The sequence below is a fragment of the Rahnella sp. 1L-D-7-B-C2 genome, from assembly GCF_057290995.1.
In genome coordinates, this window is the sequence record NZ_JBXAVQ010000017.1 from 72,620 (window position 1) to 91,649 (window position 19,030).

General features: G+C 52.8%; 19 protein-coding genes. 10 read left to right on the forward strand and 9 right to left on the reverse strand.

Features of this window, described 5'->3' with window-relative positions; all coding sequences use genetic code 11:
• Positions 1-221: 221 nt before the first annotated feature.
• Entirely contained in the window at positions 222-1,880 is a 1,659-nt protein-coding gene (locus tag AC0Z7K_RS20315) for an alpha-keto acid decarboxylase family protein (protein ID WP_485615671.1), read from the forward strand.
• Here the strand turns inward: AC0Z7K_RS20315 and AC0Z7K_RS20320 are convergent.
• A complete protein-coding gene (locus AC0Z7K_RS20320; RefSeq protein WP_413529191.1) occupies positions 1,869-2,756 on the reverse strand; it encodes a LysR family transcriptional regulator in 888 nt (295 codons plus the stop codon). The two genes, AC0Z7K_RS20315 and AC0Z7K_RS20320, sit on opposite strands and share 12 nt — an antisense overlap.
• Positions 2,757-2,887: 131 nt before the next feature.
• On the opposite strand from AC0Z7K_RS20320, the gene AC0Z7K_RS20325 reads away from it, so the two are divergent.
• Entirely contained in the window at positions 2,888-3,361 is a 474-nt protein-coding gene (locus tag AC0Z7K_RS20325; protein ID WP_485615673.1) for a multidrug/biocide efflux PACE transporter, read from the forward strand.
• A 102-nt stretch (positions 3,362-3,463) separates the two neighbouring features.
• Complete coding sequence (locus AC0Z7K_RS20330) at positions 3,464-4,165, forward strand: aspartate/glutamate racemase family protein (protein ID WP_485615674.1); 702 nt, start codon at positions 3,464-3,466, stop codon at positions 4,163-4,165.
• A 3-nt stretch (positions 4,166-4,168) separates the two neighbouring features.
• Here the strand turns inward: AC0Z7K_RS20330 and AC0Z7K_RS20335 are convergent, their stop codons facing one another.
• Positions 4,169-5,434, reverse strand: coding sequence for an ion channel protein (locus AC0Z7K_RS20335; protein WP_485615675.1), 1,266 nt, complete (start codon positions 5,432-5,434; stop codon positions 4,169-4,171).
• Between the two features lie 327 nt (positions 5,435-5,761).
• Between AC0Z7K_RS20335 and glk the strand changes: the two genes are divergently transcribed.
• Complete coding sequence (glk, locus tag AC0Z7K_RS20340; RefSeq protein WP_413529195.1) at positions 5,762-6,727, forward strand: glucokinase; 966 nt, start codon at positions 5,762-5,764, stop codon at positions 6,725-6,727.
• Between the two features lie 36 nt (positions 6,728-6,763).
• Here the strand turns inward: glk and AC0Z7K_RS20345 are convergent, their stop codons facing one another.
• Together AC0Z7K_RS20345 and AC0Z7K_RS20350 are read right to left on the reverse strand one after the other, a co-directional pair.
• Positions 6,764-7,519 carry a LytR/AlgR family response regulator transcription factor gene (locus AC0Z7K_RS20345; protein ID WP_413529196.1) on the reverse strand — a complete coding sequence of 252 codons (756 nt, stop codon included), beginning with the start codon at positions 7,517-7,519 and terminating at the stop codon, positions 6,764-6,766.
• 74 nt (positions 7,520-7,593) lie between these two features.
• Positions 7,594-9,312 carry a LytS/YhcK type 5TM receptor domain-containing protein gene (locus AC0Z7K_RS20350; RefSeq protein ID WP_485615676.1) on the reverse strand — a complete coding sequence of 573 codons (1,719 nt, stop codon included), beginning with the start codon at positions 9,310-9,312 and terminating at the stop codon, positions 7,594-7,596.
• 157 nt (positions 9,313-9,469) lie between these two features.
• Here AC0Z7K_RS20350 and AC0Z7K_RS20355 point away from each other — a divergent pair, with 157 nt between their 5' ends.
• The 3 genes from AC0Z7K_RS20355 to AC0Z7K_RS20365 all read left to right on the forward strand — a co-directional run bounded on the left by AC0Z7K_RS20355 (position 9,470) and on the right by AC0Z7K_RS20365 (position 12,036).
• Positions 9,470-10,006, forward strand: coding sequence for a GNAT family N-acetyltransferase (locus AC0Z7K_RS20355; RefSeq protein WP_485615677.1), 537 nt, complete (start codon positions 9,470-9,472; stop codon positions 10,004-10,006).
• 120 nt (positions 10,007-10,126) lie between these two features.
• Positions 10,127-11,386, forward strand: a complete 1,260-nt coding sequence (gene alaC, locus AC0Z7K_RS20360; RefSeq protein ID WP_485615678.1) for an alanine transaminase — start codon at positions 10,127-10,129, stop codon at positions 11,384-11,386.
• 131 nt (positions 11,387-11,517) lie between these two features.
• Complete coding sequence (locus AC0Z7K_RS20365) at positions 11,518-12,036, forward strand: cytochrome b (RefSeq protein WP_413529200.1); 519 nt, start codon at positions 11,518-11,520, stop codon at positions 12,034-12,036.
• A 48-nt stretch (positions 12,037-12,084) separates the two neighbouring features.
• On the opposite strand, the gene AC0Z7K_RS20370 is transcribed toward AC0Z7K_RS20365, so the two are convergent.
• Positions 12,085-13,860: a DUF4153 domain-containing protein gene (locus AC0Z7K_RS20370; RefSeq protein ID WP_485615680.1), complete on the reverse strand. Its 1,776-nt coding sequence runs from the start codon at positions 13,858-13,860 to the stop codon at positions 12,085-12,087.
• Positions 13,861-14,075: 215 nt separating this feature from the next.
• Between AC0Z7K_RS20370 and AC0Z7K_RS20375 the strand changes: the two genes are divergently transcribed.
• Entirely contained in the window at positions 14,076-14,534 is a 459-nt protein-coding gene (locus tag AC0Z7K_RS20375; protein WP_485615682.1) for a nuclear transport factor 2 family protein, read from the forward strand.
• A gap of 59 nt (positions 14,535-14,593) precedes the next feature.
• Here the strand turns inward: AC0Z7K_RS20375 and csgG are convergent, their stop codons facing one another.
• From csgG to csgD, 4 genes are all read right to left on the reverse strand, one after another.
• Positions 14,594-15,427 (reverse strand): curli production assembly/transport protein CsgG, encoded by an 834-nt coding sequence (gene csgG, locus AC0Z7K_RS20380; protein ID WP_413529203.1) that lies wholly within the window; start codon positions 15,425-15,427, stop codon positions 14,594-14,596.
• Between the two features lie 72 nt (positions 15,428-15,499).
• A complete protein-coding gene (gene csgF / locus AC0Z7K_RS20385; protein ID WP_413529525.1) occupies positions 15,500-15,892 on the reverse strand; it encodes a curli production assembly/transport protein CsgF in 393 nt (130 codons plus the stop codon).
• A 60-nt stretch (positions 15,893-15,952) separates the two neighbouring features.
• Positions 15,953-16,348 carry a curli production assembly/transport protein CsgE gene (gene csgE, locus AC0Z7K_RS20390; protein ID WP_413529204.1) on the reverse strand — a complete coding sequence of 132 codons (396 nt, stop codon included), beginning with the start codon at positions 16,346-16,348 and terminating at the stop codon, positions 15,953-15,955.
• 4 nt (positions 16,349-16,352) lie between these two features.
• On the reverse strand, positions 16,353-17,003 hold the full coding sequence (gene csgD / locus AC0Z7K_RS20395) for a biofilm master transcriptional regulator CsgD (RefSeq protein ID WP_413529205.1): 651 nt from the start codon (positions 17,001-17,003) through the stop codon (positions 16,353-16,355).
• Between the two features lie 876 nt (positions 17,004-17,879).
• On the opposite strand from csgD, the gene AC0Z7K_RS20400 reads away from it, so the two are divergent.
• The gene (locus AC0Z7K_RS20400; RefSeq protein WP_485615683.1) at positions 17,880-18,368 is read left to right on the forward strand and encodes a curlin; all 489 of its coding nucleotides are present in this window, start codon (positions 17,880-17,882) and stop codon (positions 18,366-18,368) included.
• Between the two features lie 48 nt (positions 18,369-18,416).
• Complete coding sequence (gene csgA, locus AC0Z7K_RS20405) at positions 18,417-18,890, forward strand: curli major subunit CsgA (protein WP_485615684.1); 474 nt, start codon at positions 18,417-18,419, stop codon at positions 18,888-18,890.
• Positions 18,891-19,030 lie beyond the last annotated feature (140 nt).

Consider the following 19,030-nt stretch of genomic DNA (forward strand, 5'->3'; position numbering starts at 1 on the left):
CCAGAACAATCCTTACTTTCCGTTTCCGTTGAAAAGCGGAGTTATTATCATCGTCCATTACTTTTATTGCTGAATCTGCACCGTTGCGAGATCTCAGTGCAATGCTGTAACTCTGCGTTGCCACGTCTTATTTCGGATAATAAATATCCTATTCCCTGTTTTGGCGTAATACTTAGGCTAGTGGGATTAACTGTTTACATTCTATTTAACAGAGGATCGTCATGGATAATGTATACACCGTAGGTGACTATCTCTTAGATCGCTTGTCCTTTAGCGGTATCTCCGAACTGTTTGGCGTGCCGGGCGATTACAATCTGCAATTTCTCGACAGCGTCATCAACCATCAGCAAATTACCTGGGTTGGCTGCACCAACGAGCTCAATGCGGCCTATGGCGCGGACGGTTATGCCCGCACCAAAGGCATAGCCGCGCTGCTGACCACCTTTGGCGTCGGTGAACTCAGCGCGTTGAACGGCATTGCGGGCAGTTATGCCGAATATGTTCCGGTGATCCACATCGTGGGCGCACCACCACTTTCTGCACAGCGTAAAGGTGAATTACTGCATCACACGCTGGCCGACGGCGATTTCAGCCATTTCATGCGCATGTCGCAGCCGGTGAGTGTGGCACTCGGCTCGCTGACCCCGGAAAATGCGCTGACCGAAATCGACCGCGTTATTGAGGAAGTGATCTACACTTCGCGTCCCGGCTATCTGTTGTTGCCGAGCGATGTCGCCGCCATGCCGGTCAGCACGCGGGCGCACGCCGTCCCTGCACGGCAACCGGCGTTTTCGGCGTCTTCGCTGGAAGCCTTCGTGGCGGCCGCCGATGCTCAACTTCGTCGTGCAGGACGCGTTGCCCTGCTGGCGGATTTTCTCGCCGACCGTTTTGGCGTGCAGGCCGCACTGGAACAGTGGATGGAAGAAGTGCCGCTGGCGCACTCAACGCTGCTGATGGGCAAAGGATTATTCAACGAACAGCAGCCGAATTTTGCCGGTACATACTCCGGCGCTGCCAGCGCTGCTTCCACCCAAGAGGCGATTGAAGGCGCTGACGTGGTGATTACCGTTGGCGTTAAATTCACTGACACCATCACCGCCGGTTTCACCCAGCAACTTCCCGCCGAAAAATGTATCGATCTCCAGCCGTTTTCCGCCCGCGTCGGTAATCAGATCTTCCATCACCTGCCGGTCGCCAAAACCGTCAGCGTGCTGCACCGGCTGACGGCTGAACTGGCCTCCCTGTGGCCGCCGTATGCCGTGAAGCGCATGACGCTTCCTCAACCGGCGGATGGCACGCTCGATCAGCATGCCTTCTGGCAACAGATTCAGGCCTTCCTCCGGCCCGGCGACGTGCTGGTAGCCGAGCAGGGCACATCCTGTTTCGGCGCGGCGGCGCTGACGCTGCCACAGGACTGCCGGTTTGTCGTCCAGCCATTGTGGGGGTCGATCGGTTTTACGCTGCCTGCCGCGTTTGGGGTGCAGATTGCGGTGCCTGATCGCCGTGTGGTGTTGCTTATCGGCGATGGCTCGGCGCAGCTGACGCTTCAGGGCTTAGGCGCAGCGATCCGCTACGGACTGCCGCCGGTGATTTTCGTGATCAACAATGAAGGCTATACGGTAGAAAGGGCGATCCACGGTGAGACGCAGCGCTACAACGATATCGCGCAGTGGAACTGGACGCAGTTTCCGGCGGCGTTCGGCGGTAAAACCGTGTTCAGCGCGCGGGCAGATTCCCCGCAGGCGCTGAAAGCGGCAATTGAACAGGCCAGCGCCGAACGGCGGATGGCGTGGATTGAGGTGATCTTGCCGAAAATGGACATTCCTGAGTTGCTCGATTCTGTCACCAAATCGCTGGCGAAACGTAACTCAGGGCAGTAAGTCCGCATCCGGCGACGGCGGGTCAGTCAGCTGGTCGATGAACCAGCTTCCCGCCGGTCCGGGCTGATTATTCTTGCTCCAGACCGCATCCACCGAAATCTTTTTGGGCCAGCCGCGAAGTGGAAGGGCGATCAGCTTGTCATGCCCGAACTGCTGCACCAGCCAGTGGGGTAACGTCGCCCATCCAAATCCTTGTTCCGCCATTTCCAGCAGCATCAGATAGCTCGGCGCAGACCAGATCTGTCCCTGTGCGCGCGGCATTTCCCGGCGGCTGTAAGGTTGCAGACACAGTTCGCGGAAGGTGTGTAACTGCTCGGGTTGCAGCTGCGGGATCTTTGCCAGCGGATGGTTTTTGCTGCAAAAAATAGACATATCCGTCTGCTCCGGCAGTCGCGCCACACCGATGTCCGGCGGATAGCTCTTCTGAACTTCCACCATGCCGATATGGGCGCGGCCCGACTGCAACAGATCAATGACGTCCTGGTCTTCCGCTATCTGGCACTCAAATTCGATATCGGGATAACGCCGTTCGAACCGGCGCAGCAGCGCTTCATGATGGGTCGGCTGATACGTATCTGAAAGGACAAACGTCAGGCGCGTTTCCACCTGGGTGGATAACCGCACCGCCAGTTCGTCGAGGCGTTCACTGGCGGCAAGGATCGCCTGAACGTGGCTCAGCACGCGCTGTCCGGCGGGTGTCAGCACCGGATGGCGGCTTTGGCGGTCGAACAACGTCACGCCTAAATCGACTTCCAGATTAGCGATGGCGGTACTGACGGTGGACTGGCTTTTGCGCAACTTTCTGGCGGCGGCAGAAAAGGATCCGGCGTCGGCGGCTTCCACAAAGGCCATCAGGGCTTCCGGCGAATAACGCATGATCAGTCTCCTAAATATTGAAGTATCTATTTTATCGATACTTACTATCTTTTATCTATCTCATTTTATGATGATACTGCCTGCCTGTGACAACCGTCACCCATTAACATTCAGGAATCATGCAGGTTTTTATGTCTAAGCAAACACGGAACATTTCTCAGAAAACCTTCGGCGAGCGCATTTTTCATGCGGTGGGCTTCGAAACGCTGGCCGTGCTGATCTCAGCCCCGGCGGCGGCCTGGTTGTTAAATAAACCGGTCTGGGAAATGGGCGCGCTGGCCATCATGTTGTCGACCACGGCGATGGTGTGGAACATCGTCTACAACACCATTTTTGACCGGTTCTGGCCTGTATCGCGCGTGGTGCGGACGTTTAAAGTCCGTGTGGCTCACGCCCTGGGCTTTGAAGGCGGCTTTATCCTTATCGGTCTGCCGATTGCCGCGCTGTGGCTGGGTATCAGCCTGCTGGACGCATTCATGCTGGAAATCGGGTTCTTCCTGTTCTTCCTGCCGTACACCGTGGCATACAACTGGATCTACGACACCCTGCGTCATCGCTGGATAAGCCGTCGTCAGACAATGCAGGATTGCCCGGCGAAGCATTGATCGGCGCGGTGATGTCATCCCGAAAAGCCCGCATACATTTCCTTTGTTTGCGGGCTTTTTGTCGGTTATGGTTTTGCACATCACACACATTCAGGGGCGAACATGAAGACCTTAGGGCTGATTGGCGGCATGAGCTGGGAATCCACCGTGCCGTATTACCGTATGATCAACGAACATGTAAAGCAGCAGCTCGGCGGCTTACACTCAGCCAAACTGTTTCTCTACAGCGTCGATTTCTATGAAATTGAAAAACTGCAAATGGCCGGAGACTGGCAGCAGGCGGGCGAACTCCTCGGTAATGCAGCCAATGCGCTGGCCCGCGCCGGGGCAGAAGTGATTGTGGTCTGTACCAACACCATGCATAAAGTGGCGGAAGATATCGAACGCATCGGCGGCCTGCCGTTACTGCATATCGCTGATGCGACGGCAGAAAAAATTAAAGGGCAGGGGCTGCGAAAAATCGGCCTGCTTGGCACCCGTTTCACCATGGAACAGGATTTCTATCGCGGGCGTTTGCAGGATATTCATCAGATTGAGGTCGTGACGCCGGATGAAGCCGACCGCGTAATTGTCCACCGGATCATCTACGAAGAGTTGTGTCTGGGGATCATTAATGACGCGTCACGGGAAGAGTACCGGCGGATCATTGGCAAACTGGAACAGCAGGGCGTTGAAGGCATTATTCTCGGGTGTACTGAAATCACCTTGCTGGTCGGTGTCGCAGACGCCAGCGTGCCGGTCTTCGACACCACCGCCATTCATGCGCTGGCGGCGGCGGAGTTCTCTCTCAACGACGGTACTTAAATATTACAACTCAGGATCTGGCGGCTGGCGGCGCAACTGCTGTTTTGCCACCAGCATCAGCGGTTTCCCAGCCAGCATCAGCCAGGCTGGCAGCATCACGATGCACAGCAGCGGCAGTAATTTCAGCCCCGGCACCACGGCGGCGGCCATAAACAAACTGAGCCAGCCGTCGCGCGTGACCACCAGCACCATGCCCATCACAGCGCAGGAAACCGTCACCGCCGCCGGCACATCTGGCGCGTATTGATGCAGCATCAGGCCGAGCGAGACGCCGACAAACACCGCCGGGAAGATACGCCCGCCGCGAAAACCGCAGGCTGCCGCGACCACTAAAGCCGCAAGTTTGGTCAGGGTGATCGCCAGCAGCGGCCCCATCTCAAACAGCTGGTTGGAGTGCGCCAGTTCCTTCATTTCATCCAGCCCTTTGAACAGCGTGATTTCCCCGCCGATCAGCGCCAGCAGGCCGAGCACAAACCCGCCGATACCCAGTCTCAGCACCGGATTATGGATGCTGTTAAATAGCCGGTGAAGGTGCGGGAACAGCCAGACGGCGATCATCCCCAGCGCGACGGCGATCAGCACCACAACGGAACCGCTGAAAATGTCGATGAGACGGGAACTGTCATATGCGGGAATGCTCAGGGAGAAATCAGGTTCGAAGAACTGATCGGTGGTGATCGCCCCTGCGCCTGCCGCGACCAGCGGTGCGAAAAGACGATCCCACAGCGGCACGTCTTTATTGGTGCCGAGCGATTGCGAGAATATCAGCGCTGCGGCAACCGGTGTGCCAAACAGCGCACCGATGGTGCCCGCCGCTGCCAGAATCACCCAGTCGGTGGTCGGCACTTTCGGCATAAACCGCGCGCCAAAGGCTGCGGCCAGCGCGATATTGATCACCGTAATCGGATATTCAGGGCCGAGGCTGACACCGCCCGCTAAACCGAGCATCAGCGCCAGTGCCAGACCGGGTAAGGCATTCACCGTGACTGGCGCGCCAATCAGCGATTCCGCCGCCGGATCCGGCCCGGCGTGTCCTGGCATATACTTAATCAGCGCGCCAACGCCGATCCCGGTCATTGTCAGCATGAACAACGTCCAGCTGGCAGACTGCGTATTCAGGTGCAGTACGGCGGGAATGTGCTGCCACAGCAAAGTTTGCAGCGCTCCGGCAATCATCATGACCGCCACCAGAATCAGGCTCGATAACACGCCGATAATGAGAGCAGGCAGGGCAAAAGCCAGCATGATTCTGGCGCGGGGATGAAACATGCAAATATTTCCTTATAGTTATACTTATCTGATAGTTCCGATGAATCTAAGCGCGGTCGGGTTGCGGATCTTCGACATTATTTTGCGTGACATGCCGCATAAATGTACGTTGGTTCAAAACTGCGTTGCAGCGTATAGCAAATACGGCTATTTTGCCCACACGATTATGTAAGCACTTTTACCTTGTATAGCCTTGTTAGCAGGCTTTAGCCAGTCGCAATCATTGATGAATACCGCTTACATCGTGACGTCTGGCAGCGTACTCTCTGGCCCAGCCGTTTTGACGCGGGTGCGCAGTATAACTACATTATTTTCGTGGAGAATAACATGACCAAATACTCCCTGGTGGGCGATGTCGGGGGCACTAACTGCCGTCTGGCGCTTTGCGCTTTAGACAGCGGCGAAATTTCACAGTCACAAACCTTTTCCGGGCTCGATTACGATAGCCTCGAAGCGGCAGTGCGTGAGTATCTCTCGCAGCAGCATCAGGAGGTTGAGGATGCGTGTATTGCTATTGCCTGTCCGATCACCGGTGACTGGGTGGCGATGACCAACCATACGTGGGCGTTCTCCATTGCCGAAATGAAAAAAAGCCTCGGCCTGCAGCATCTGGAAGTCATCAACGACTTCACCGCCGTTTCCATGGCAATCCCGATGTTGAAAGAACAAGATTTGTTGCAGTTTGGCGGTAAGAAAGCGGTGGATGGCAAACCGTCGGTGATCTACGGCGCAGGCACCGGTCTTGGCGTCGCGCACCTGATCCATGCCGATAAAAAATGGCTGAGCCTGCCGGGCGAAGGCGGTCATGTGGATTTCGCGCCAAACAGTGAAGAAGAAGACATCATCCTCGAGCAACTGCGTACTGAAATGGGACACGTTTCTGCCGAGCGTATTCTCTCTGGTCCGGGATTAGTGAATCTGTATCGTGCAATTGTGAAATCCGATAACCGCATCCCCGAGAACTTCAAACCCAAAGACGTGACTGAGCTGGCGCTGTCAGATGAAAACGTCGACTGCCGCCGCGCCCTGTCGCTGTTCTGTGTGATCATGGGACGTTTCGGTGGCAATCTGGCGCTGAACATGGGCACGTTCGGTGGTGTGTACATCGCGGGTGGCATCGTTCCGCGCTTTCTCGAATTCTTCAAAGCGTCAGGTTTCCGCGCCGCGTTTGAAGATAAAGGCCGCTTCAAAGATTACCTGATGGATATTCCGGTGTTCCTGATCACCCACGATCAGCCTGGACTGCTAGGCTCAGGAGCGTATCTGAGGCAGTCGATGGGTATGACCATCTGATTTTATTTCCTCCCCTGAGAAGGGGAGGGAATCCTATTAAAAACGCATTAACTGCCTGAACTCTTTCACTTTGCTGCGGCTCACCGGCACTTCAAAATCCAGATCGCTTAACCGCAAAATGTACGTGTTGTTAAACCACGGCACGATCTCGCGGATCTTTGACAAATTCACACAATACGACCGGTGGCAGCGGAAAAAATGCTCTTCCGGCAGGCGGTTGCACAACTCTGTAATATTCATCGGCATGGTGAATTCTTCTTTGCGGGTATATACCTGCGTCACCTTTTCCTGCGCGGCGGCGTAATAAATATCGTTGATGTCAGTGACGATAATGCGTTCGTCTTTAATCAGATTGATACTGTGACTCATGCGGGTGGCGCTGCCCTGAGCCGGCTGAACGTCTTCCGGCTTATTCACGCTCTGCTTATCGCGCGCAAAATGCGATTCCAGCTTTTGCAGCATGGTTACAATGCGCGACTCGTGATACGGCTTGAGAATGTAATCGAACGCCTCGATTTCAAAGGCTTCGGCAGCGTGTTCTTTGTAGGCGGTGATAAACACGATGTAAGGCTTATGGGCGAATTTACTGATGTTCTGCGCCAGTAGCACGCCGTCGAGAGAAGGTATGCTGATATCAAGAAAAATCGCATCTACTTCATGCGTTTGCAGATATTTGAGCACGTCCAGCCCGTCGTCAAACGTGGCTTCAATTTTGATGCTGCTGTGCGTATTGATGAGGTAACTTAGCTCTTCCTGAGCCAGCACTTCATCTTCGACGATAATAGCGTTCATGGAATTATCCCCCGTGCGAACGCCCGAAAAGCGGACGTGAGTAAAATGTGTAAAGAGTTCTTCCCTCGACGGGGTCAGGCTATATCGCTCTCGAGGGCTGCCGTGACTTTTGCCGGGGATTGGGTTATCAGAAACGAAATATCGGTGCCTGGTTCCAGACGGCGGATCACCAGCCCCTGACCATACAGTAAAGAGACGCGGTGATGCACATTCAGCAGTCCAATTTTATTGCCCGGCATTTCATTACGCGCCACGCGGTCAATGGTTTCCTGATTAATCCCGTGGCCGGTGTCTTTCACAGAAACCCAGATACCCTTTGCATGGTGCTTGACTGAAATCACCACCACGCCTTTGCCGCTGCATTTTTGAATGCCGTGCACGATGGCATTTTCCACCAACGGCTGGATCAGCAAGCTGGGAATTTTAACCGAAATATCATCATCAATATCGTAGATAACCGTCAGTTTGCTGCCAAAACGCGCCTGTTCGATGGCGATGTAATCCTGCACCTGATGCAGTTCCTTGCGCAGGTCGATCAGCTCGTCGTTCAGCTCCAGGTTATAACGCAAATAACGGGAGAGATTGATCACCAGCTGGCGCGCGACGTCAGGTTTGGCACGGATTGATGAGGAAATCGCATTCAGCGCATTAAACAGGAAGTGCGGATTGATTTTGCTCTGCAACGCGCGCATTTCAGCTTTGTTCGCCATTTCGCGCAGCTGTTCGGTGCGGGACACTTCCATCTGCGTCGACATAATCTGCGAAAGCCCGATCGCCATGACTTTCAGTGAATAGGTGATGCGGTGCGGGTCGCAATAATAGATTTTCAGCGAACCGGTCACTTCCCCTTTTTCCCACAGCGGAATGATAATCAGTGAGTGGATTTGCGGCGTGCGGTCCATTTCGTCGTTATTTCTGACCGTGATTTCGCCGCTTTCCAGCGTGGCTTTGGTCATGTCACTCAGCGTTTCATGGCCGATATTGTATTCTTCCGCGCCCACCCCGACGTACGCCAGAATGTTTTTATTGTCGGTGATCGCTACGGCATCGGCGTCGATATCATCGCGGATAATCCGGCAGATGCTGGCTAACGAGTTGGCGTTGATATCGCGGCCTCCTATATTACGAAAATAGGGCAGCGTTTTATTGGCGATATCCAGCGCCAGCCTTGCCTGCCGGGCGGCAATCACCTCTTTTTCATCCTCGACGCTTTGTACCAGAAGTACGATTAGCCCGATAGAACTGGCACCGAGGATCAGCGGTGCGGCGATGTTCATCACGATATCCAGCCCGAGTGAAAAAGGGCGTGCCATCAGCAGAATGAGCACCATAGTCAGCGTTTCGCACAACATTCCGGCGAGGATCCCCACCTTCCAGTGCAGCGCTTTTTTGACTTTCTTATTGATGTAGCCTGAGAGAAACCCGGCGGTAATGCTGGTGATCAGACAAGGAATGGAGGTCGGGCCGTGAATGTCGATCAGAAATCGGTGCGTACCGGAAATCACGCCGGTGATAATGCCGACCCACGGACCGAAGAGGATCCCGCCGGACATAATGGCGATGGTTCGCACGTTAATCAGCGATCCTTCGACGTTGATACCCGAGAGCGTACCGAAAATGGCAAACAGCGAGAAAATTGCCGTGACCGCCGCCAGCTCAAGCGCAGTGTGGTTTTCGTTTTCTTTATGCAGCAGTTTGCGAAACAGCGGGGTACGCGTGAGGAAGAACAGGCAGATCAGCATCAGCGCTGCGCGGTCAAAGACCGCCAGCAGCATATCGAACATGTGTTGCATGGCAGGTTCTCTGCGCGACATTGTATAATCACGCTAAATTAATTCGTGGTTTATTATAAGTAAAAGGCCCGCGATTAACCACCGGACAGACCCTCCGTAGTCTGTGATGGCACGATAAAATCAGGGACAGTGATCAGACTGCAAGGGAGTTTTCGACATGATTTCGTTATCCACCTCAAGGCTGGTGATGCAGCCGCTTCTGGCCGATGACTGGGCTTTTTTCCTGCGTTTGTATCAGACCCCTGACGTCATGCGTTTTATCGGTAATCTCGAAACCCCTGCGCAGATCCACAGCCGGTTTGAGCAGCGTCTGGGTAACTGGGATCGCTACTGTGATTTCTGGCTATGCTTACTGATCCGCGAAAAAGAGACCGGTGCTGCTGTGGGGCTGACCGGATTCTTCCCCGACTGGCGACCCTATCAGCAGGCGGAGGTGGGGTTTATTCTGGCACCTGAACATCAGGGCAAAGGCTATGCGGTGGAATCCCTGCGTGAGGTGCTGAATTTCGCCTTCGATCACTGCGATTTTCACCGCTTACAGGCCAACGTGCTGGAAGGCAATCACGCCTCGCGCCGCGTGCTGGAGAAATGTGGTTTCCAGATGGAGGGGCTGTTGCGTGACAGCTACCGCATCGGGGAAGAGTGGAAGAACGACTGGCTACTGGGGCTGCTGAAAAGCGATCCGCGCCCTTAGTTAAAAAAATGTTGCTCACTCTCTCGACAGTTTTTTGCGACTGCGATATGTTCGTGGAAGGCCGCAAAGCGGCCAGCGTCGCTCGGACGGTCCGGGCGCTTACGTATCCTCGAGGAATTTATGGCTGACTCACGTTCACCACGTCGTTTTTCACGCATTGATCGTCTTCCCCCTTATGTGTTCAACATCACCGCTGAGCTGAAAATGGCTGCACGCCATCGCGGCGAAGACATCATCGATTTTAGTATGGGTAACCCCGACGGCCCGACGCCGCCGCACATCGTTGAAAAACTGGTGCAGGTTGCCCAACGTGAAGATACTCACGGTTATTCGACCTCACGCGGTATCCCGCGTCTGCGTCGCGCCATCTCCCGCTGGTATGCGGATCGCTATCAGGTGGAGATTGATCCCGAAAGCGAAGCCATCGTTACCATCGGTTCGAAAGAAGGTCTGGCGCATCTGATGCTGGCCACGCTGGATCACGGTGACACCGTGCTGGTGCCAAACCCAAGTTATCCCATCCACATCTATGGTGCGGTGATAGCCGGTGCGCAAGTGCGCTCTGTGCCACTGGCCGAGGGGGTGGATTTCTTCGCTGAGCTGGAAAAAGCCATTCGCGAAACCATCCCGCGCCCGAAAATGATGATCCTTGGTTTCCCGTCTAACCCGACGGCGCAGTGCGTGGAACTTGATTTCTTCGAGCGCGTGGTTGCGCTGGCGAAACAGTACGACGTGCTGGTGATCCACGATCTGGCGTATGCCGACATCGTCTATGACGGCTGGAAAGCACCGTCGATCATGCAGGTGCCTGGCGCAAAAGATATCGCGGTGGAATTCTTTACGTTATCGAAAAGCTACAACATGGCGGGCTGGCGCATCGGCTTTATGGTGGGTAACCCTGAGCTGGTCAGCGCGCTGGCACGTATCAAGAGTTATCATGATTACGGCACCTTTACGCCGTTGCAGGTCGCCGCGATTGCCGCGCTGGAAGGCGATCAGCAGTGTGTGAAAGATATCGCCGAGCAGTACCGTCAGCGTCGTAACGTCCTGGTACGCGGTCTGCACGAAGCGGGCTGGATGGTGGAAAACCCGAAAGCATCGATGTATGTCTGGGCGAAAATCCCGCCGGCGTATGCTCACTTAGGTTCACTGGAATTCGCCAAACGTCTGCTGGCAGAGGCCAAAGTCTGCGTGTCACCGGGCATCGGTTTTGGTGATTATGGCGATACCCACGTGCGTTTCGCGCTGATCGAAAATCAGGACAGGATCCGTCAGGCGATTCGCGGCATCAAAGCAATGTTCCGCGCAGACGGTTTGCTGCCGCCGAAGAAAACCGCCGGAGAATCTCCCCTGGAACAGGATCCGGCAGCCAATCCGTAAGCTACCCCTTCTGCACTAAACCGGGCTGGTCCCGGTTTTTTATCTTTTGTTTTCATAAAGTCTGCATCTTTCCGCCCTATACTCACTCCGATACCCCTGTATTTATTGTGTTCACTGCCCAGGAAATGACTATGAAAACCCGTTATTCGCTGTCTCAGATAAGCCTGCACTGGGCGACGTTGCTGATGATTATCCTGACCTACGCCGCGATGCTTACCCGCGATTATTTCCCGGAAGATAATCAGCCGCTGGTAAAGCTGCTGCACTTCAATTTTGGGATTTGCGTCTGGCTGCTGATGTTTGCGCGTATTTTTCTGCGCACCCGCCACGCCACGCCTCCGGTTACGCCACCGTTGCCGCGCTGGCAAAATGCCGCTTCGCACGCCGTTCATGGCATTTTATATCTGCTGTTTTTGTCGTTACCGGTGCTGGGCGTGCTGACGCTGGAGTTTGGCGGAAGAGAGTGGTTTTTACTGGGCTGGCAGGTGCCGCAGTTTGTGACGCCGGATCCCGATACGCGCAGTGCGGTGAAAGCAACGCATGAGTTTCTGGCGAACTGCGGTTATTACCTGATTGGCTTACACGCGCTGGCGGCGATTTATCATCATTACGTTCGTAAAGACGATACGCTGTTACGCATGACGCCTTAATTTTGATAAACCGGCAGGCGGGTGCCTGCCGGTGAATAACATAAAGAATTACTCGTTTTCGCTGCTGTAATGGATCACCCGACGTTTTCCCTGAATCTGCACATCCGCCCATCTGCGCTGGACCGGTTTCACTTCTCCGTTGCGCAGAGCCTGAATCAGCCCGTTTTTATCCTTATCATCATAAAGATACAGCTCGCCGGCTTGCTGCCATTTGCCTGCCTGTTTGGCGTAAATACGGCAGTTGATGGAAACGGTATTGAGCGTATTACACAGGAAAATTTCTTTCTGTTTGTCATTATTGAGCTCGAGCGTATTCAGGATGCATGCGCCCTGCAGGCCAAGACAATCGCGCAACGTGCTGCTGTATTTCTCCAGCTCCGGCAGGCTGTTCCACCAGGCATCTTCGGGTGAAACCGAGCCTTTCGCCAGCTGAAACATTTTCTTCGCGTTTTCCGGACGATAATTTTTTGCCGCCTGAGCGGCATCTTCCACGCCGTAAGATCCCCAGCGCGACGTCTGAGAAATCGTATTTTTCAATATTGCCATCAGGCGTGGATCGGTCATAAACGCCGGGTTTTGCTGTAAATTTTTCAGCGCCTCATTTCCACGACGACCGGTGTCAAAGCGCAGCATGCGCAGATCGAGATCTTTCGCCTGGGTTTTTCCTTCGTCTAGACGGGCAATCTGATTATTCACACTGATGCGATAAGGATCGAGCAGCGGGCTGTTTACGGCGATCAGCAGCAGCACTACCAGCAGCGAAAGCGGTTTGTTGAACTGCGTAATGTGCGGCAACCACTCGGGGCGTTTATCGATAACCGACAGGCTGTAACAAACCGAGGCCGCCAGCGTCACACCGATGGTCAGTACCGCCCACATGCGCTGCGGCGTCCAGCCGTACTGCGCGATGCGCAGCCCGGTCGCGTACATCGCCAGCGCGGTATACACCGGCAGCAGCAGAATAGCGGCATTGACCATCAGGCGTATGATGCGCGGATAAGGCTTCACCGGACTGTCCGTTTCCCGCACCACGTTGACCAGTATCAGAATGCTCATCGCCATCACTGTCAGCAGACTGGCGGCAGACCAGGCCGTCGACAGGGCGCTCAGGCCGGTAAACGGCAGAGTGCAAAGGAAGATCAGTGCAACGAACGCGACCAGTGGCAGCAGACATTTCAGGATAAGGCGGATGATATTTTTAGTGACATTCATCAGCGACGGCTGTGTGCGACAGGTGACAATACTGATCCCGAGCAATACACCGTAAACCAACCACATAAACAGCGGCGTGTTGAAGAATAGCTCGTGGAAATAATCAATGCCAATCAGCCGGAACAACGCGCTGCACAGAGCCAGCACGCCCACGGTCAGCTGCATCAGCAGCAGGGTGAACATCAGGCACAGCGTGTTTTGCGAGTAGCAGGCGGCCAGATTGGCATAGCGGTAGCGCGTCTCCGACGGGAAAGACTGCACCTGCAACCACGGCAGCACAAAATAGATAAGCAGGATCAGTGAAAGATAGAAAGGCAGGAGCAGCGAGTCCGCCGGCGTTGCCGTGCTGTTACTTTGAACCCATGCCGACATGCCCGCCAGCAGCAGCGTGAGCACTGCGATACAGCCCCAAAAACGACGATCATTCAGTCGCACCACCGATAAAGAAATCAGCACCGGTAATGTAAATGCCATCGTCTGGCCGTAAATATTATGGCTAAGGGATTCGAGCGCGGGTGATGCGTGGTACGAAAGGAAGAAATACAGCAACAGCCCCTGGAGTACACAAATCGCGAGGATCAATGCGCGGGCGGCAGAGGGAACAGGTGGCATAACGCTACCTGCGCGGGTGAACTGAGACATCCGTGACTCTCCAAGATGTAAGGGCAAGTAAATTAAAAAGTGCTGCCAGTGTAATGGGTTCCGCGAAGGAGTGCAGAAAACTCTTTAATCTGGCCCGGCTGTCATTTTGTGACCCAGGCTGCATAACTGGCAAATTCAGCGACAGTCACTAGGCTTGAGGCTGGGGGAGAGAATTCGAGGTGAAAATGACAGAACAACAATTGAAAGATAAACGTATCGACGTTGTGAAGAATTTTTACGCCAAACTGGATCAGGCAGATGCTTCCTTATTAGATCTTTTTGCGGAAGACGTGCAGCTGTTCTTTCCTAAGTTTGGCACCGCTCAGGGCAAATCCTCACTGGGAGAGTTAGGTAAGCGTTTCGCGCTGGAGATCGACAAAATTCAGCACATTCAAGATGAGTTCCGGTTTGTCTATGATGGCGATACCCTCGTGCTGGAAGGCCAGATGCGCGGGGTGATGCAAAACGGCGATCGCTGGCCGACCTCACAAACCGGCAGTCATCATTTTTGTACGGTGTTTGAGTTTGACGCGTTACTGATTAAACGGGTGAGTATTTATCTCGATCCTGATTTCAATCTTGAGGACAAAAAACGCGTCAATAATTACCGGCAGGTGGTGAAAACGGAGGAAAATAAAGCCTGACGTTAAAAAAGAAAGATAGCCGCCTCAACCAGCGGCTATCTTTCGCCAACTGCCTCTCATCAGGATTCGGCAGGGACAATAGTGTTCTTGTAGCGTTGCAGAATCGGTGAATTGATCTCTGAAGGATTCTGCAACTGCCACAGATTGCGGTCGATGCCGTCATTGACCAGATAAATGACCCCGGATTCAATGGCTGACATCAGGCAAAGCATCACCGGCTCGTTGGTGGTATAGCCCAGCTCGCCTTCAAGCAGACGCTGATAGTCGATAAAGCGGAACACCCCGGCCTGCACTTCATATGACAATATCGTCTTACTGGTATTTACTGACGACAGAACTTCCCCGGTATTGACGTCGACAGCGCGCAGGTTCACGGCTATCTGGTCCAACTGGTATTGGGTGCTGGCGCCGATCCCGAAGTAACGCGCGCCAATTCCCCCTGATTTCACATTACTTTCATAACCGATGATTGAACCTTCAATCAAAATGTTCGCTGCCACCAGCGAAGAGAGCGGTCGCTGGTTGTTGATGGCGACGCTGCCATTTTCCTGCGCAGCGCGGATAATCTTGCGTTCGTTGAGCAAGTTTTGCAGCCCCTGACGTTCCAGCGGGATAAACCATTTCGAATCTTTCAGCGCGGAGACCAGCATCGCCGTGGCGCTCTGCGGCACCGCCGTCGAGAAGTTACTCGCCGGATACGGTTTAAACTGCCCGGTTTCATCCTGAATGTTATACACAGAGACAAAGATCCGGCCTTGCGGGGCAGGGAGGTGTGTCAGGTCGGTGTAGCTGGGCGCACGCGGTAATAATGTCGGTCTTGCGGCTTCTTTAGGTGCTGCTGTGAGGCACCCGCTCAACACAAAAACTGCGATGAGTAATAAATAATTGCGCATGATCTGATTCCCATTTTTCCCTTCTTATTTCGATTTCATATCGAATTATTTTGGGGATTTTGTTCTTCGGTATTAGTTCGTCGTAGAAGACAAACCCTGAACCTGAATGGTGGATACCTTGCCGGTCTGGCGATCGGTGACATTCATCACCAGCTGCCCGTCGGTATTCTGGATATCGACTATAAAGTCCTGCGTCACCAGCCGCCCCGGTTTGCCCTGATTGATGTTGCCCATCAGGCTGCCCAGCAGTTGTGACTGAATCGATGCCGTGAAGTTATCCAGCGCCGAGGTGCCGGATGACCCAAAGTCATAGCTGTCAGGATCTTTATACGAGTTCTGCGCCTGCGCCTCGTTGAGTAAAAACGAGCCGTTATTCGGGTTACCGCCAAAATTCGGATTCACAAACTGGAACACCATATTGCCGCCCCAGGAAAGTGGGGACGCCGTCAGCAACGCCAGCAGCATCACCGAGCGGGGGACTGAAACTGGAATATTCACGATGCTCTCCTTACAAGAGGCTGTGCATTAAAATTCATCATGGGCAAGATCCCCGGTGCCAAGTAACGCCTTGTCTAACTGGCGACGTGAAAGCGCCTCGGTGACGCCATCTATGGCGGTGTTGACGTCCTGATTAAAATTGCGACGGTTTGGGAACAACAGCGTCTGATAGAGCGTGTCCTGGCCTATTTTGATGCTGATCCAGCTGCCCCAGCGCGCGCTGGGTCTTTCGGAAATAGTGATGGTTTCCGGGTAGTTGCGATCCCACTTATCGGTAAAACCGCGATAAAAATCATGGCCGACCGAGGTTACCGTGTGGTCGGTAATCAGGCCGGGGTCTTTCACATCTGCTGCCTGAACATGCAGGCAGGAGGCGCAGAGCAGCGCCAGCCACAGCCAGAAGGTCTTCCTGCAAAGTGTCATGATGTCAGCGCTTGAGATTGTCGTTGGCCCAGGACGCCGCCTGAGTGCGGTTTTTAACCGAGATTTTTCTAAATAAATTATAGAGATGCGTCTTCACGGTGTTTTCACTGATAAACAGCAACCGGGCGATTTCAGTGTTCGAGGCGCCAACGCGTAATTTATTAAGGATCTCTTTTTCACGATGGGTCAGTCCTGTGTCCTCAGAATGCAGGTGGCGAAAGGCACCGGACTGGTTGATCAGATAGCTGGCGAAGCCCTGCGAGAAGTAGCACTCTCCGCGGATCACGCTTTTAATTCCTTCCACCAGATTGTTTTCATCGGTCGAGAGATAAAATACTGCGCTTATCCGGGGCCAGGTTTCAATTTCCCGAAAATGATATTCGTCAGGCGTGTTTAATAATAATAACTTCACGCTATCGTTATAATGATGTAATGCTGATTGCCAGTGATCAATCGTGCGACGATCGGCTTCCATCATATCGAAGAGAATTAATGTCTGATGAAGGTATTGATCCTCTAAGGATTTATGAATGTTGTGAAGTCGCGTGTTGACACAAAGTTGCTGTTTCAATTGTTGCAATAAAGCACTGGCCTGTAATGACGGTTTTGTCACTAATAAAAGGATATTATTATTGATCGCCGCTTCATTAAGCATAATCAAACCCTGCCCTGATTTTTATCGCCACGGCCTGCTGCCATCCGTTATAGGGATGCAGAAAATAGGCCGATAACTTATTTTGCTAAATCTATAGCTGGTTGTTTGCTGTGTATATCTAAAAAGACAAAATAAACACAACCTGGTGCACATAATAATTCAGGTCGTTTTATGTGCGGTACAGACTCAATTTAGCGTTTGGCCCCTCTTACGCAAGGCTCATTTGTGTTTCAAAATGTAACGCGAAATGTATGAAGTTTTCCTTATGTATTGCGAATATTCTCTGTGAGCCTGTTAAATTAAATTTAAGTAACTGGGTTTACATAATCTTAACGTTTGCCGTTGTTAAGCCTGTAATTTTAACCTTATGCTGGCCCGAAAAATTCTCCTGAAACTGCAATACGCTGCATGTTTCTTCTTTAATAACGCAAATACCGGCCCTGCTAATTATCGATTTAACTTAGGTGGCGGGTAGGAGAAGCTCGTCAAATGGGGTGAAAAACGCTGAAAGTGGCGCTGGGGTGGGGTTCTGCCGTCCCTGCTATGCGTCGGAAGTGTGGTGCAGATCGCTTTATTTGAAAAGGGAACGTTCCCTAAACATTAAGAATAGTTGCATTTGTGTGATTATTTAAACGACTCTTTCTCGTTACTTTAGGATTAATGCCATACGGCAGATTAGCGATATTGACCTTTAGTCGAAATCGTCTGGTCAATCCGCATGAGACAGGATAACTCATACTTTTTGATGAACTGTAAAATTAAAATACGCCGTGCGGGTGAGTTTCTTATTTGCCGTTAACTCCATAATCAATTCGTCAACAGCAATAAAACCGGTCAGCAAGAAATTGGTTTCCGGCTTTAATACAGGGTGACGCAATGAAAAAGATTTTATTGACCCTGGCGTTACTTTCAGCATCCTGGGCCGTCCACGCACAACAATATGATATGGCTTTCCCGGAGATAAACTCCGGTAGCGCCGAACAATATTATACCGGTGCGGGAAGTTCATCAGGGAATACATCAATGATTTATCAGAACGGTAATAGTAATGCGGCCTACAGCAATCAAACGGGTAATGGCAATTCCAGCGTTATCCGGCAGTCGGGCTCAGACAATACCGCGTTGATAAAACAAAGAGGTAATGGAAATAACGCGGATATTTCTCAAAGCGGCAGCGATAATTTTGCCTATATATCGCAAACCGGCGGCGGGAATTCATCCATTACGCAACAAAATTTTGGTAACACGGCTTACATTCTGCAAAAAGGCCGGAGTGTAACTGAGATACGCCAGAATGGTACGAACCAGACCAGCGGTGTTGTACAAAACTCGTCAGGAATGGCGATTAGAGTGACACAGCATTAAAAACATACGTTCTTATGACATCCGATATTTAACTAATGGGGTAGCATCATGAAACTTTGGAAAATTGTGGCAGTCTCCGCTTTAGTCGTCAGTGGCAGTGCATTCGCAACCGGTAGCAATCACGGCGGTGGTGGTGGTGGCGGTCCGTCTACTCCTCCATCAACAGTGCCGACGTTTACGGCGACCCAGTGGAATTCTGAAATTCAGATTTACCAGCAGGGTACTGCAAATCTCGCGAATGCCACTCAGACAGGGGCTCAAAAATCGCTGACTGCGGTTAATCAGGATGGATACAGAAACAGTTCCGGCACCAATCAGACCGGTGATGGCAGCCTGATCAGCGTGGTTCAGAAAGGTGACTATAACAATACTAACGTGGCGCAAAGCGCAAACGGCAGTAAGGTTCTGGTCTCCCAGAATGGTTCAGGCAACTATGCGCAGGCTTCTCAGGGTGCCAATGGTTCTCTGACCAGTATCACTCAGGTCGGTACGGCTAACCTGGCGTACGCGTCTCAAAACTAATTTCACTCCCTCCGTTGCTGGAGGAGTTAAAAACAGGGCACTAGCCTAATGCCGGTCACTTAAGGTGACCGGCATTGTTTTTTAAGGGATATTTCGACCTTTTTTCTCTCACTTCCCTTGTATATTCCCGCTCGCGCCTC